General features: G+C 68.3%; 16 protein-coding genes and 2 pseudogenes. 10 read left to right on the plus strand and 8 right to left on the minus strand.

Annotation, left to right across the window (positions count from 1 at the left end):
* Window positions 1-24 precede the first annotated feature (24 nt).
* Together Prum_RS33380 and Prum_RS33385 are read left to right on the plus strand one after the other, a co-directional pair.
* Window positions 25-831 (plus strand): MBL fold metallo-hydrolase, encoded by an 807-nt coding sequence (locus tag Prum_RS33380; RefSeq protein WP_173080062.1) that lies wholly within the window; start codon window positions 25-27, stop codon window positions 829-831.
* Between the two features lie 3 nt (window positions 832-834).
* Window positions 835-1,254 carry a nuclear transport factor 2 family protein gene (locus tag Prum_RS33385; RefSeq protein WP_173080063.1) on the plus strand — a complete coding sequence of 140 codons (420 nt, stop codon included), beginning with the start codon at window positions 835-837 and terminating at the stop codon, window positions 1,252-1,254.
* 51 nt (window positions 1,255-1,305) lie between these two features.
* Here Prum_RS33385 and Prum_RS33390 read toward each other — a convergent pair whose 3' ends face one another.
* A complete protein-coding gene (locus tag Prum_RS33390) occupies window positions 1,306-1,482 on the minus strand; it encodes a hypothetical protein (protein WP_173072773.1) in 177 nt (58 codons plus the stop codon).
* Here Prum_RS33390 and Prum_RS33395 point away from each other — a divergent pair.
* A complete protein-coding gene (locus tag Prum_RS33395) occupies window positions 1,464-1,709 on the plus strand; it encodes a substrate-binding domain-containing protein (RefSeq protein ID WP_173080064.1) in 246 nt (81 codons plus the stop codon). The two genes, Prum_RS33390 and Prum_RS33395, sit on opposite strands and share 19 nt — an antisense overlap.
* Before the next feature lie 269 nt (window positions 1,710-1,978).
* On the opposite strand, the gene Prum_RS33400 is transcribed toward Prum_RS33395, so the two are convergent.
* On the minus strand, window positions 1,979-4,558 hold the full coding sequence (locus Prum_RS33400; protein WP_173080065.1) for a cellulose binding domain-containing protein: 2,580 nt from the start codon (window positions 4,556-4,558) through the stop codon (window positions 1,979-1,981).
* Between the two features lie 633 nt (window positions 4,559-5,191).
* Between Prum_RS33400 and Prum_RS55295 the strand changes: the two are divergent.
* Window positions 5,192-5,338, plus strand: a pseudogene (locus tag Prum_RS55295) (MBL fold metallo-hydrolase); the annotation flags it as partial.
* Window positions 5,339-5,486: 148 nt separating this feature from the next.
* Complete coding sequence (locus Prum_RS33405) at window positions 5,487-5,972, plus strand: MBL fold metallo-hydrolase (protein ID WP_173080066.1); 486 nt, start codon at window positions 5,487-5,489, stop codon at window positions 5,970-5,972.
* A gap of 70 nt (window positions 5,973-6,042) precedes the next feature.
* Here Prum_RS33405 and Prum_RS33410 read toward each other — a convergent pair whose 3' ends face one another.
* The 3 genes from Prum_RS33410 to Prum_RS33420 form a co-directional block, all read right to left on the minus strand.
* Window positions 6,043-6,213 carry a hypothetical protein gene (locus Prum_RS33410; RefSeq protein WP_173080067.1) on the minus strand — a complete coding sequence of 57 codons (171 nt, stop codon included), beginning with the start codon at window positions 6,211-6,213 and terminating at the stop codon, window positions 6,043-6,045.
* Window positions 6,210-6,890, minus strand: a complete 681-nt coding sequence (locus Prum_RS33415; protein WP_173080068.1) for a DsbA family oxidoreductase — start codon at window positions 6,888-6,890, stop codon at window positions 6,210-6,212. The genes Prum_RS33410 and Prum_RS33415 overlap by 4 nt, the downstream gene beginning before the upstream one ends.
* A 139-nt stretch (window positions 6,891-7,029) precedes the next feature.
* A complete protein-coding gene (locus tag Prum_RS33420) occupies window positions 7,030-7,668 on the minus strand; it encodes an FMN-dependent NADH-azoreductase (protein WP_173080069.1) in 639 nt (212 codons plus the stop codon).
* A gap of 25 nt (window positions 7,669-7,693) precedes the next feature.
* Here Prum_RS33420 and Prum_RS33425 point away from each other — a divergent pair, with 25 nt between their 5' ends.
* Complete coding sequence (locus Prum_RS33425; protein ID WP_308785396.1) at window positions 7,694-8,203, plus strand: winged helix-turn-helix transcriptional regulator; 510 nt, start codon at window positions 7,694-7,696, stop codon at window positions 8,201-8,203.
* A gap of 82 nt (window positions 8,204-8,285) precedes the next feature.
* On the opposite strand, the pseudogene Prum_RS55300 reads toward Prum_RS33425, so the two are convergent.
* Window positions 8,286-8,462: pseudogene (locus Prum_RS55300) on the minus strand (fumarylacetoacetate hydrolase family protein); the annotation flags it as partial.
* Window positions 8,384-8,767 carry a ferredoxin reductase domain-containing protein gene (locus Prum_RS33435; protein ID WP_173072775.1) on the minus strand — a complete coding sequence of 128 codons (384 nt, stop codon included), beginning with the start codon at window positions 8,765-8,767 and terminating at the stop codon, window positions 8,384-8,386. The gene Prum_RS33435 and the pseudogene Prum_RS55300, both read right to left, overlap by 79 nt.
* Before the next feature lie 68 nt (window positions 8,768-8,835).
* Here Prum_RS33435 and Prum_RS33440 point away from each other — a divergent pair, with 68 nt between their 5' ends.
* Together Prum_RS33440 and Prum_RS33445 are read left to right on the plus strand one after the other, a co-directional pair.
* Window positions 8,836-9,573 (plus strand): SDR family NAD(P)-dependent oxidoreductase, encoded by a 738-nt coding sequence (locus Prum_RS33440; RefSeq protein WP_173080070.1) that lies wholly within the window; start codon window positions 8,836-8,838, stop codon window positions 9,571-9,573.
* Window positions 9,574-9,761: 188 nt separating this feature from the next.
* The gene (locus Prum_RS33445; protein ID WP_218577444.1) at window positions 9,762-9,917 is read left to right on the plus strand and encodes a hypothetical protein; all 156 of its coding nucleotides are present in this window, start codon (window positions 9,762-9,764) and stop codon (window positions 9,915-9,917) included.
* Between the two features lie 228 nt (window positions 9,918-10,145).
* On the opposite strand, the gene Prum_RS33455 is transcribed toward Prum_RS33445, so the two are convergent.
* On the minus strand, window positions 10,146-10,361 hold the full coding sequence (locus tag Prum_RS33455; RefSeq protein WP_173080071.1) for a hypothetical protein: 216 nt from the start codon (window positions 10,359-10,361) through the stop codon (window positions 10,146-10,148).
* 283 nt (window positions 10,362-10,644) lie between these two features.
* Here Prum_RS33455 and Prum_RS33460 point away from each other — a divergent pair, with 283 nt between their 5' ends.
* Entirely contained in the window at window positions 10,645-11,775 is a 1,131-nt protein-coding gene (locus Prum_RS33460) for a LacI family DNA-binding transcriptional regulator (protein WP_173080072.1), read from the plus strand.
* A gap of 180 nt (window positions 11,776-11,955) precedes the next feature.
* Entirely contained in the window at window positions 11,956-13,344 is a 1,389-nt protein-coding gene (locus Prum_RS33465) for an ABC transporter substrate-binding protein (RefSeq protein WP_173080073.1), read from the plus strand.
* The last annotated feature ends 64 nt before the right edge of the window (window positions 13,345-13,408 follow it).

Below are 13,408 nucleotides of genomic sequence, written 5' to 3' on the forward strand. Positions count from 1 at the left end.
TTCGACAAATCGCGAGGAGGACCCATGAGCACGCTCGACTTCACCATCGTCGACCTGGACTTCCCGGTCGGCAGCAAGAACAAGACTGCCACCCTGGTCACCGGCGCCAGCGACGCGCTGCTGGTCGACGCCGGCTTCACCCGCGCCGACGGCCACCGGCTCGTCGCCCAGATCCTCGACTCCGGCAAGCAGTTGACCACCCTGTTCGTCAGCCACGGCGACCCCGACTTCTACTTTGGCGCGGAGGTCGTGGCCGACGCCTTCCCCGACGCCACGGTCGTCGCCACCCCGCAGACCATCGAGCACATCAACCACTCATACGAGGGCAAGCTCAAGGCCTGGGCCGCGCTCGGCGCCAACCTGCCCACCCGCCTGGTCGACCTCACCCCGCTCACCGGCGATCTCACCCTCGAAGGCCACCGGTTCGAGCTGCGCGGCGGCCCAGCAGCGCTGCCCGACCGGCACTACCTGTGGCAGGCCGAGCACCGCGCCATCCTCGGCGGCGTCGCGCTGTTCCAGCGCGAGCACGTGTGGGTCGCCGACACCGCCAAGCCCGAGCAGCGCGCCGCCTGGATCGCCCTGCTCGACCAGATGGCCGCCCTCGACCCGCTGCTCGTCGTGCCCGGCCACCGGCTGCCCGACACACCCGCCGACGCCACCGCCATCACCGCCACCCGCGAGTACCTGACGGCCTTCGAGGAAGAACTCGGTAAGACCGCCGACGGCGCCGCGCTCACCGCAGCGCTCGTCGCGCGGTACCCCGAGCACGGCATGCGGATCGCCGCGCAGATCGGCGCCAAGGTCGCCAAGGGCGAGATGGCCTGGGGCTGAGCGATGACCGACTTCGCCATCTCCACCGCCTCCGCCGACGTGGTACGCCGCCAGTACCTCGCCTCCGCGACCAGCGACCTGGCAGCCCTGCGTGCCACCCTCGCCCCCGACGTGGAGTGGACCGAGATGGCCGGCTTCCCCCTCGCCGGCACCTACCGCACACCGGACGGCGTCACCACCAACGTCATGGCGAAGCTCGCCGCCGACTGGGACGACTGGACCGCCCACGACGACACCTACATCGTCGACGGCGAAAACGTCGCCGTCCTGGCCAGATACACCGCCACCAACAAGGCCACCGGCAAGGCCATCGACGTCCGCGTCGCTCACCACTTCGTCGTCCGCGGCGGCCAGATCGTGCGCTTCGAACAGTTCGTCGACACCGCCAAGGTCCGCGAAGCCATGGGAGAGCATCTCTCGTAGGCGCCTGCACGCCCGGCGGCTTCTCCTGCTTGCTCCTACGGAGTCACGGCGTCAGCCTGGCCGAGCGTGCCAGCGGCCCAGGTCCGCCACTGCATCGAGGGTGGCCACCGCCCGTTCGAGCCGGTCGGCGAAGAAGTCGCGAGCGGGGTGGAGCGGGTGCAGGGACTCCGCGAACAGCACAATGTAGAGGCGGATGAGTTCGCGACGTCGTGAGAGCGGCGCGTCCAACGTCCCAGGCTCCCTCGCCGCCGACCCCAGTGACCGGCATCTGCGCCTTCAACGACGACGTGGCCATGGCCGTCCTGGCGGGCCTACGGCACCTCGGCCGGCAGGCGCCCCACGACATGGCGGTCATCGGCGTCGACGGCTTCGACGTCTTCACGCCGCAGGCCGCGCTGTCCCAGGACTCCAAGGCCGCACGGCGCAATTGGCTACGCCGCATCCTCGGCGCGTGACATCGGCCATGGTTAGCGATCGGCGGGCGGGGCGGCACTCCGCCGGACGGCGAGCGTGGTCGCCAAACCGAGTCCCGCCTGTGGTGCGCTCCCGCTGCGGCCAAGGGAGAAGTGCCAGCTCGGCCGCGGCCATCACGGTCAGTTGTCGTCAGTGGAGGGTCAATAAGCGCGGCGATCGCCTGGATCAGCTGCTGCCGCTGGACCGGACGCTGCGATGCCTGGATCATTTCCGGGCACCACAGCGGTGTTCTACCTATTCAGCCGACTCGTCAGATGTTCGAGCACGGTACGCCGTTGAGGTAGAAGACTGTCGGGGTGGGATTCTGGCCGGTGTTGCCGCCTTGGAATCCGACGCTGGTCGTGCCGCCGTTGCCCGGGATCGAGCCGCTGGCGCCTCGGGTCACAGTGACCTGCTGGCCGGTCTGGGTCCAGGTGGCGTCCCAGCCGTTCGTCACGGACTGCCCCGCGGCCGGCCAGGTGAAGGTGAGTCTCCAGTTGTCGATCGGGGTCGCCGCACGGTTGGTCATTGTGATGGCGGCGATGAAGCCGCCCTGCCAACTGTTGCTGACTTCGTAGTGCGCGGCGCAGGAGGCGTCGACCGGTGGTGGGACCGTCACGGTGATCGGTGATGTCGGCAACGACTCGTAGCCGTGGCTGTCCACGGAACGCACCTCGTAGCGGTAGCTCTCGCCGATCGTCAGGCCGCTGAGGTCCAGTTGAGTACCGGTTGGGTTGGCGATCAACGTGCTGCCGGTGGTGGTGAGCCGGTAGACCTTGTAGTTCGCGACCGGGTAGGTGCCCGCCGTCCCTGCCGGCCAGCGGAGCGTCGCCTTCCCGGTGGTGTTGCCCGATGTGTTGGAGGACAGGTTCGACACGGTCGGCGGCCCGGGTGGTCCGGGAACTGTCGCGACGGCTCCGCCGCTGCCCGGTATCTGCAGCACGGTCAGGCTGTAGCGGCCGACCGTGATCGAGGAGGCCGAACCCTGGGTCGTGGAGGTGATGGCGCTGGCGTTGTTGGCGAAGGTGTGGACGGTCGGCGCGCCCGATGGGGAGAAGCCGCTATAGGTCAGGTTCACCGTGCGCGCGTTCGACGGGTCCTCGTTGACGATCAGTACGTTGAGCCCACCGTCGGTGCGTCGCACGGCGTGGACCTTGAGCAGGGGGTTGTCGGACTGGGCGGTGACCATCTTGTCGCCCGGCGAGCCGAGTTTGGAGAGCATCGCGATGCCGTAGTACGGCGCGAACGGGGTGTTCAGCGGGGGCTCGGTGACACCGCTGCCGTTGGTGCCGCTGGAGAAGATGCCGCCGTCGCCGTAGTCCTGTGCGCCGTTGATGATGCTCGGGGTGCCTGGACCGTTGTGCTGGTTCCACCAGTCGACGTTCGTGACGCCGTTCTCGAACCAGGTCATGTACATGTCGGCGGCGAACAGGGCGTTGGGCTGCACGTCCACGGCGACGTTGGAGTTGGTCTCGGTGACCATGATCGGCACGTTCGCCGGGTTCAATCCCGTGTACTGATGGATCTGGGCCTTGGCGGCGGAGACCATGCCCGCGATCTGGTTGGGGTAGTTGAGCATCGCGGCGATGTCCGGGTTGGGCGGGAAGCCGGCCGGGTACCAGTGGATGATGACGCAGTCCGTCTTCGCGCCGATCGCGCTGAGCACGGTCTCGTTCCACGGCCGTGGGTTCTGCGCGTTGGTGACGCCGTCCGGCCAGTGTCCGGGCGTGGTCATCTGGATGCACACGCGGATGCTGGGGTCGACGGCTTTCATCGCGGCGATGAACTGCAGGGCGTTGGCGGCGTAGACGCTCGGGCCGCAGTTGTACGTCTGGTTCGGGTAGGTGCCCTTCGGGATCGGAGCGCCGGAGGCGGCCGTGCAGCGGCTGTCGGCTTCCCAGTTCGCCCCGTAGGTGCCGTTGCCAACGGTCTCGTTGCCGATCTCCCAGTACTTGATGCCGTAGTTGTTGGTCACGTTCGCGTGCCTGACCCAGCCAGCGGCCAGCTCCGGCGTCCCGGTGCCGTAGTTGACCGTGATGATCGGGTCGGCTCCTGTCGCCCGTGCGGTGGCCATGAACTCGCTGAAGGTGGTGCCTCCGGCCACGTATCCGCCGTCCGCGACGTGGGTCTGCCAGTTGTAGATGTCGGAGTACGAGCCGCCTGGGTAGCGCAACGCCTTGAACCCCGCCGCTCGCAAGAGCCCGGGCATGTCCGGGTGGTTCATGTTGGGGTCGTAGACGGCGGTGTTCAACCCGACGCCGTTCGACGGGATCGGTCCGAGCCCCGCGGTGGCGTTCACGGTCACCCCGACCGAGCCGTTCCCCGGCGGGGGCGTCGTGGTGGCGGTGGGCGTCGGGGTGGCGGTCGTGGACGGCGTTGGGCTGGTCGTGGTCGTGGGCCGAGCCGTCGGCGAACCGGTCGGGGTGGTGACGGCGCCGGTGCAGGCGGTTCCGTTCAGGCTGAAGGAAGCCGGCACGGGGTTGGACTGCTCCCACGTGCCGTTGAACCCGAAGCCGGCGGAGGCGCCGGTGGCGATGACGGCGTTGTACGACTGGTTGCTGACGGTCACGGTCGCGCCGGACGTCGTGGCGGTCGCGTTCCAGACCTGGCCGATTGTTTGCCCCGCGCCGAAGGTCCAGACCAGCCGCCACCCGTTCACGGGGTCGCCCAGGTTGGTCACGGACACGTCAGCCCCGAAGCCGCCGGGCCACTGTGACGTCACCCTGTAGTCCACGCGGCACCCCTCCGCCGCATACGCGGCGGGAATCACCGCGACCGCGGTGGCCGCGCCGACCGCGGAGATCACGCTCATCGACAGCAACGCCCGCCAGGCTCGAGGCATCGATTTCATGGGTTGCTCCTTCGGGCGCCGAGGGGTAGCACCGGTCAGCGCGGATCCATCACCAAGAAAGTTTCGAGATCTGAGCGAAAGCTTTCCGACGATATCGCCTTGATTGGCGTCGGTCAATGGGCGTGGTGCGACACATCATCCTATTTGCCTGGAAAGTTTCCAAAAAGAACCCGTCGAATATCGGCGTTCTCCAGGGTTCCTAGGTGGAGCGCCTGCCCCGGGCTATCGGCGGCCACAGAGAGGCGGGCCCGGGGCGGCGGTGTCGCGGATGATCCTGGCGTTGGCTGGGCCAGCGGCGCGGCCGTGGTGTCGTTGGGTGGCGATGGTGGCTGGGTCAGCCGGCCGCGAGGGCGTCGCTCGTCGGCGCGCTCACGCGCAGAGTGTCGACCGACGAATACATCAACAGTGGCGCAAGCGACGAGGCGGTACGCGACAGCATCGAGTATCTCCTGACTCGTCACCTGCTCTACGTCAACACGTCCCCGCCGCCATCGCCAGCCGATTCGGCACCTCCGTCCGGAAACTCCACCTGCTCTACGAAAACGCTCCGGCGACTTTCAGCCAGACCGTGATGAGGCTGCGCGCGCTTTGCGCCGAGGACCTGCTCCCGAACCCAGGGCCCGTCTCAAGTAGATGCGCTGTGTAGACGCGCGAGCCCTGCGTCAGAGCATCGACGAGACCGTGGGCCTGCCGGTGCGCACGCTGGTCAACACCCACTTCCACGGCGACCACACGTACGGCAACGCCCTGTTCCGCGACACGACGATCGTCGGTCACGAGCGCTGCCGTGCCGGCATGCTCGCCGACACCGTGCTGGCCAATACGCCGCCGATCTGGCAGCCGACCCCCGACTGGGGCGCCCTGACGATCACGCCGCCAACGCTCACCTTTCACCCACCAGCTCACGTTGTGGCTGGAGGACCGCCCGGTGCGGCTGGAGCACATCGGCGTTTCCGCCCACACCGACAGCGACGTCGTGGTGTGGCTGCCCGACCGTGGTGTTTTGTTCACCGGAGACCTGGTGTTCAACGGCGGCACCCCGATGCTGGTCAGCGGCTCAGTCACCGGCTACCTGCAGGCGCTCGAACGCATCGAGGCGTTCGGCGCCCAGGTGTTGGTGCCCGGGCACGGCGAGCCGTGTGACGCGCGGGTACTCGACCCGCTGCGCCGCTATACCAGATTCGTCCTCGCCGCCGCGAAGCAAGGACACGCCGCCGAACTGAGCCCTCTGCAGCCGATCTCCAGGACCTGGGCGCTGGCTGGCGAGGTGCCGCCGAGGGGGCGCAGCCACCACTGCGTTGGCCACGACGCTCGTGGTCGCACGCAGGTCAATGCCGGCCAGATGCACGGTGGTGAGGGCGGTGGCTGGGATGGGCGTGGCTTAGGGCTGTCCGCCTCCGGCGTTGGACGGTGAGGGCGACCAGCAGGGGATCCTTGTCGCTACGCGCAGCCGGCGCGTCCGGGTTGTTCGTTGCTGACCGCCGTCACGTTCCCTCCCTTTGTTCGCTGCAATGGCCCTGGGCGTCGCAGAACGCGCCCTCCGGAATACTGATGAGCGTGAGGGCGGACGGCGGGTCCTCGGAGTTCCCCTCGCTGGTCGCGATGAGGATGTCGTCGTCGGCAGACTTGGTGTGATGTGTGGTGTGCGCAGTCATGCGGACACGCCGAGCGTCTGCGCGATGGCGGCGGCGTAACCTCGGACGCTGGTAGCGCCGGCAACGGCGTGGGTGCCGTTGAAGACGGCGAACGGCACGCCGGTGATGCCGAGCGCCGCGCCTGTGGCCCGTTCGGCGCGGACGGCCTGTGCGTAGGCGTCCCCGGACAGCACCGCGCGGGTCTCCTGGGCCGGAACTCCGGCGTCGGCGGCAACCTGGATCAGCACGTCCTGGTCAAAGGGGTTGACCAGGCCGGCGAAGTAGCCGCGCTGCAAAGTCGAGAACATCGGTGTGGCGACGCCATGAGTGCGAGCGAGATGCAGAACCCGGTGGACGTCGAAGGTGTTCGCGGCAGGGCGGTCCAGGCTGTACGGCAGGCCCTCAGCCTTGGCCAGTTCGGCCATCTGCGACTCCATCTGGCGGGCGTGCTCGGTCGTACCTCCGTGTTTGGCGACGAATACTTCTGGGACCGGCACCGGTGTTGCGGCCATGTCCGGGTCCAGTTGGAAGGAACGCAGGACAACCCGTACCTGTCCGACCGCAGCGGTAGTGATGGCCTGCTCGAGCCGGTGCTTGCCGAGGTAGCACCAAGGGCACCCCAAATCGGTCCACACCTCGATGACCAGAGCGCGGCCGGTGTCCCGTGTCGAGGATCCAGGCGAGGTGGAAGTGGTCATGAAAATCTCATTCCTGTTCCGGGGAGTCTCTCCTGATTTGGTGTGGTTCACGTACTCGGCCGGGGGGCGAGTGCCGCGAGCCGATCGGTAAAGGCCCTCCGCCGCACCGGATGGCGTGGCGGAGGGGACCTTTTGGCCGCTACCGGCCGGCCTGGAAGGCTTCCGCGAGCTTGCGGGCCTGCTCGTGGGAGTCCGCCAGGGAGGCCTCGTGCAGGGGCATGAATTGGGACATGTAGGGGACGACGGGGGCGAGGGTGAGTTCGGGAGTCAGGACGCTCACGTCGAGTCCTAACGTCTGCCGATGCCCCAGGACGGTTTCCAAGGTGGGGACCACATGGTCCATGCCGTGGTTGGGAGTGCCCGGGCCGTAGCCGCCGCCACGGGCGGAGATCACCAAGGCCGGACGTCCGGCAGCCGGCGGGCCGTCGGGAAGGCCCATCGTGGCCCCCACGACCATGACCTGGTCCAGCCATGCCTTGAACACCGAGGGCATCGAGTAGTTGTACATCGGCACCGTGAACAGGAAGGCGCTTGCGCCGAGGAACTCCCCGACCAGTTCTTGCTGCATCTCCGCGGCCGCGGCCTGCTCCGGGTTGCGTCCGGCCTCGTCCGAACGTCGCGCCGCGATGCCGGCGGCACTCAGGTGCGGCACCGGAACGACGGCGAGGTCCCGGTGGACGACCGGCCCCCGCCACGAATCCCGGAAAGTCTGGGCGACCTGCCGGGACACCGAGTCGGCGCCGAGGGAAGAGGAATCGATGTGCAGTAGGTAAGACATGAGGTGGCTCCAAAACTTATCTCTTGTGCGTAACGCCATCATGCGACAGCATGGAGACCTCTACAAAAAGGCACATTCGTGTCCGTACCGAAAGGGCATGTGCGCCATGGACGCCGCTGCTGTACCCGCGACCGCGATGCCGGTGGGGCCGTGCGCTCGAATCCCGGCAGAGCACTCCGGCTTCATCCGCGAGATCCTCGACCGCGTCGGCGACAAGTGGACCCTGCTCGTGATCGCCACGCTGCAACGCGGGGTGCGGCGCTACTCCGATCTGCAACAGACCGTGCCAGGCATCTCCCAACGCATGCTCACCCTCACACTGCGACAGCTGGTGCACGACGGCCTGGTCACCCGAACCGCGTACGCCGAGGTGCCGCCACGCGTCGAGTACGCCCTCACGCCTCTGGGCATCAGCCTGCTCGACATCGTCGGTTCCGTGATCGACTGGGCCTCGGCCCACCATGACCAGATCCGCGAAAACCGCACTCGCTTCGGTCACGGTCACGGTCCAACGAAACCGGCACCGACAGGCTGACCATCCCGAGTGCCCTCCTCTCGCCGGTGGACTCGTTCTGGCGCACGGTGTCGTTGACCCGCGTCTGCAGGTTCAGCGCCGCTGGGTCCGGGATCTCGTCCGCGGTGACCACCCATGGGCCGAGCGGGGTGAAGGTCTCGAACGACTTGCGGGTCGAGCGGTCCTCGGTCGAGCGCACCGTCATGTCGAGCCCGCAGGTGTAACCGAAGACGTGGTCCAGAGCGTTCTCGACGCTGACGTGCCGGGCGGTACGGCCAATGACGACCGACCGCCACATCGAGGACCACTCCCGAGCGGCCGCAACTCGACTTCGAAAGGTCGATCCCGAGCAGGGTCGACGGTCTGGTCCCCGGCGCTGAACCGCTCGACCCGCAGTGCCCCCGACGGCCAGGAGGCGCACCGCCACTCCACCGCGTCGAGCAGACCGGCAGGCCCGCAGCAGTACACCAGCGTGTCGGGCTCGGGATCGCCCAGGATCGCGGCGACGTCCAGCAGACCGCCATCGTCCTCCGGCGCGACCTGCACCTTCGCGCAGAAGTCGCGCAGCTCGTCCAGGAACGCCATCGAACCCCTACGGGTTGGACGTGCCCGACCCGAGCACGTCAGCGTTGACCAGGCCCGCCACTGGGTCGGTGCCGCGCGTTGCGGGAGCTGTTTCGAGCTGCGCGGTTCGGCCGGGCCGGCTCTGCCATGCACCGCACCCGACCCGCTTACGGGCAGCGACGCGGGGCCTGTCCATCGGCAAAGTGTTCGGCCGCAACGGCTTCTCCGTCGCACTCGTGTCGCGGACCCAGGACAGACTCGACCGCCTCGCCACCGAACTGAACGAGGCAGGCATCGACGCCGCCGGGTTCGCCGCCGACGTCATGGACCGGCAATCCCTGGCCGCCGCGTTCACCCGCATCAACGACCGCTTCGGTAGCGTGGACGTGCTGGAGTACTCGCCTGCCCCGCACGACCCGGTGCCTGGCATCACCATGGCCGGCCCGCTGGAAGCCACCGTCGACAACCTCCAACCCCAGCTGGACTACTACCTCTACGGCGGCATCACCGCGGCGCAACAGGTACTTCCCGACATGCTCAAACGCGACTCGGGCACGCTGCTGTACACCACCGGCGGGTCCTCGATGGACCCTCTCGCCGCGCCACCCGAGTTCGCCACCGTCGCCGTCGCCACCGCCGCCCTGCGCGCCTGGGTGCTGAAACTGCACCAGGCAACCGCCGGCACCGGCGTATACGCCGCACACGTGCCGCTGTTCGTCTGGATCGGAACAGGCGGCCCGGAAACCCAGGCCGACACCATCGCCCAGCGCTACTGGGACATCTACACCAAGCGCGACGGCGCCGAACACTCCTACGCCGCCCCGTGACGCATCCATACATCGGGGCGTGAGCCGCCTACGCAGCTCAGACGCCACCGACTCGATTCGTCGACGCCGTCGCCGCTCACGGCCCCGCCCGCGGCAGCGGCGCCAGGACCGCCGCTGAGGAGCAGCCAACCCCGTACCATCGGGCGGCTGCTCCTCAATATTCCGAACATCGAGCGAAGCGAGGAGTCATGCCCCAGGCATACCTGCCGCGGCTCGGCTCACCGACGACCGAGGCCCTCGCGATGCTGCTGAGCTGGGTTGCCAACCGGCCCGACGCGGCCGGCCAGGATGTCCCCGCCACAGCGTCGGAGTCCGGCGGGGAAACGAGATCGGCAACCGCCTGAGCGTCCTTGTAGTAGACGCCGGTATGGCGGCTGCGACTGCCATAGATGCTCTAATCGTCAGTTGCTGATGGCCGGCGCGGCGTTGTGGAACCGGTCGTCGGTGAGCTGGGCAGCGGTGAAGGCGGCGATGTCGGCGCGGGTCACAGCCATGCCGATCTTGTCGGTGCCGTAGAACCCGTAGCGGTTGACGCCGCGTGCCGGGCCGTCCTTTGGTGGCCTCAGACAGGATCAACGCGAGGCCACCGAGCAACTCGGCCACGCCGATGAGCCGCACCGTCCCGGCGGAGAAGTCCTCCACCCGGGGAGCTTGGGCGTGAGCTTCTCCCTCGGCTGCGAGCCGCCGTCGAACACGTGGGTCAGGCGGGTGGACATGAGACTCACCTCGTCGAAGACGTCCACGGCCCAGCGCACCGCGTGGTCCGAACTCCCGTCGCGGGTCACCACGGAGAAGACGGTAGGGCTGCTCTCCGTGCGAGCCAGTCGTCACCTGGCGGGAAAGGACCTTGGCGCGGCCGTGACTGAGCTTCCGCCCGGGACCGGACACCAGGGCTTCTCACGCTGCGGGGGAGTGGTCGTGACGATGATGCAGCGTCACCGATGTGTTACGAGCCGATGTAGTACGGCCTCTTGACAGGCGGCTTCTGGTCGCGCAACCATGACCGCGCGGTCATGACCGCGCGGTCACATAGGCTGACCTCGGGATTCGGCGGTCTCTAAGGAGATATCCATGGTGCAACTGGTGGGAGGGGACGAAAGTCACCCAGCGCCACGCAGTGCGGATGTGGCCCGCGTGGCGGGGGTCTCCCGAAAAACGGTGTCTAGGGTCTTCAACGGCGAGCCGTACGTGTCAGCCGAGGTGCGCCGGCGCGTGCTCGACGCGGCTGAGCAGCTTGGTTACCGGCTGAACAACGCGGCCCGTGCGCTCGCCTCCGGACGGACTCGTTCCATCGGTGTGGTGACGCTCGGGACGGCCGGGTATGGTCCTGCCTCGCTGCTCGTGGGCGTTGAGCGAGCCGTCCGGGATACGGGTTATGCGCTGCGTGTGGTCAGCACTGTGGAAGGCGACCCGGCGGGTGTCGCCGGCGCCGTGGAGTCGCTGCTAGGGCAGGGCGTGGACGGCATCGTGATCTCCGAGCCGGTCGATGACGGAGAAGTCTCTGTCCGCGTCGACGTGCCGGTCCTCTTCCTCGGTGCGCCGCCGGCTTTCGCCGGCCGCCGGACGTTGACCGCAGGGGTCGGCTCTGACCTGTTGGCGCGTGCGGCCACTGAGCATCTCCTGGATCTGGGACATGCCACGGTCCATCACCTCGCCGGTCCGCGGCGGTGGTATGCCGCCAGAGATCGTCTTCAGGGATGGCGGGCGGTGTTGGCAGCTCGCGGCCGGAGCGCGCCTGCTGCCATTGAGGGGGACTGGTCGGCCGCCTCCGGGTATGCGGCAGGCCGCGGGCTGGCTTACGACAGCGACGTGACCGCCGTGTTCGCCGCGGGCGACGACATGGCCATCGGGCTGATCCGCGCGCTCACCGAAGCCGGCCGGCACGTGCCGGACGATGTCAGCGTCGTCGGTTTCGACGACATGCCGGTCGCCGCCTATGTAACTCCTCCTTTGACCACGGTGCGTCAGCCGTTCGACGCCGCGGCGAAGGAGGGACTCAAGCTCCTTGTGCATGCCATCGAGAAACCGGAAGTAGATCTTCCACCGGCACCTGACCCACCGGTCGAGCTCGTAGTCCGTGCCTCGACAGCGCCCCCGCCGTCCCGGACGACCCCGGGGACGTGGGCGTCGTGCGACCCCTCTCCGCGTGGTGGCCTTCACGGTCCCTCGATCTCGGACGGAGGGCTGCCCGCCCAACGCTGATCAGCGCCGATCGCCACCTGAGATCGGCCGCGGTTAGGCGCGCGATCCCCAAGCGCGTTGCCGCACTGACCTCTGCTTCGCCTTGTGTCCCCACCCCCAACGCATTCGCTTCCTCCACACCTGGCGTACACGCGTCGCCCGGTGTGTCGATCACCCCCACCGATGTGACAGGAGTCCACCATGCCCGAATCCTTCGCCAACCCGTTCCCGGTGAGCCGCCGAACGCTTCTCACCACGGCGGGAGCGGTGTCGCTGACCGCAGCGCTGGCCGCGTGCGGCGACAGCGGCGACACCGGCGACACGTCGCCGGCCGCCGCGCCGGTCAGCCAGGCAGACATCGACAAGGCGATGTCCACCCCCACCGAGCTGACGTTCTGGACCTGGGTCCCGGACATCGACCAGGAGGTCGCGCTCTTCCAGAAGAAGTACCCCGCCATCAAGGTCAACGTCGTCAACGCCGGCCAGGGCGTGCAGCACTACACGAAGCTGCGTACGGCGCTGCAGGCCGGCACCGGCGCTCCGGACGTGGTGCAGATCGAGTTCCAGGCCATCCCGACATTCACGATCACCGACAGCCTGCTGGACCTGCGGCCCTACGGCGCGTCGGCGCTGAAGGACATGTTCGTCGAGTCGACGTGGGCGCAGGTCAGCGGCAGCAACGGCGAGGTGTGGGCGATCCCGCAGGACACCGGCCCGATGGGGATGCTGTACCGGCAGGACATCTTCGACCGGTACGGCATCGAGGTGCCGAAGACCTGGGACGAGTTCGCCGCCGCGGCGCGCAAGCTGCACACCGCGGCCCCGGACATCTACCTGACCAACCTCGCCTCGAACGAGGCCGCGGCATGGCACGGCCTGCTCTGGCAGGCCGGCGCCAAGCCGTACGCGACCGTCAACAAGAGCGACATCTCCATCAACGTCAACGACGCGACCTCCAAGAAGCTCGCCGCCTACTGGGGCGGACTCGCGAAGGAGGGCGTCATCGGCGTCGAACCCGACTTCACCGACCCGTGGTTCTCCGCGCTCAACAGGGGCAAGTACGCCACCTGGCTCACCGCGGCCTGGGGGCCGAGCTTCCTTGCCGGTGCGGCCAAGTCGACCGCGGGCAAGTGGCGGGCCGCTCCGCTGCCGCAGTGGGACGCGTCCACGACGAGCTCGGGCAACTGGGGCGGCTCCACGAGCGCGGTCACCAAGACGACGAAGAACCCGATCGCCGCGGCGCAGTTCGCGCAGTTCCTCAACACCGACCCCGAGAGCTCGAAGCTGTTCACCACCCTGCAGTTCTTCTTCCCGGCGACGAAGGCGCTGCTCGCGGACCCCGGCTTCGCCAGCCAGGCTCCTGCCTTCTACGGCGGCCAGCAGGTCAACACGGTGTTCGCCGGCATCGGCACCACGATCAGCCCCTCGTTCCAGTGGCCGCCGTTCCTCGACCGGGCGGTGACGGACTGGACCGAGACGGTCGGCAAGTCCCTCGCCGGCAAGGCGGACACCGTCGTCGCGCTCGACGAGTGGCAGACGCGGCTCACCACGTACGCCAAGAGCCAGGGCTTCACCGTCAAGGGCCAGTGACGACCGGCGGGTCCCGCGCTCCGCGAGGGCGCGGGGCCCGCGCCGGTACACCCCTACCGCAGAA

The organism is Phytohabitans rumicis (assembly GCF_011764445.1).
GTDB lineage: Bacteria > Actinomycetota > Actinomycetes > Mycobacteriales > Micromonosporaceae > Phytohabitans > Phytohabitans rumicis.

Bases quoted from the DNA above. Each gene is read 5' to 3' on its own strand.
- Prum_RS33410 (WP_173080067.1), bottom strand. From the start codon at position 6,213: ATGACTGCGCACACCACACATCACACCAAGTCTGCCGACGACGACATC.
- Prum_RS33435 (WP_173072775.1), bottom strand. From the start codon at position 8,767: ATGGCGTTCCTGGACGAGCTGCGCGACTTCTGCGCGAAGGTGCAGGTC.
- Prum_RS33445 (WP_218577444.1), top strand. From the start codon at position 9,762: ATGCCCCAGGCATACCTGCCGCGGCTCGGCTCACCGACGACCGAGGCC.
- Prum_RS33465 (WP_173080073.1), top strand. From the start codon at position 11,956: ATGCCCGAATCCTTCGCCAACCCGTTCCCGGTGAGCCGCCGAACGCTT.
- Prum_RS33385 (WP_173080063.1), top strand. From the start codon at position 835: ATGACCGACTTCGCCATCTCCACCGCCTCCGCCGACGTGGTACGCCGC.
- Prum_RS33420 (WP_173080069.1), bottom strand. From the start codon at position 7,668: ATGTCTTACCTACTGCACATCGATTCCTCTTCCCTCGGCGCCGACTCG.
- Prum_RS33460 (WP_173080072.1), top strand. From the start codon at position 10,645: ATGGTGCAACTGGTGGGAGGGGACGAAAGTCACCCAGCGCCACGCAGT.
- Prum_RS33415 (WP_173080068.1), bottom strand. From the start codon at position 6,890: ATGACCACTTCCACCTCGCCTGGATCCTCGACACGGGACACCGGCCGC.
- Prum_RS33400 (WP_173080065.1), bottom strand. From the start codon at position 4,558: ATGAAATCGATGCCTCGAGCCTGGCGGGCGTTGCTGTCGATGAGCGTG.
- Prum_RS33380 (WP_173080062.1), top strand. From the start codon at position 25: ATGAGCACGCTCGACTTCACCATCGTCGACCTGGACTTCCCGGTCGGC.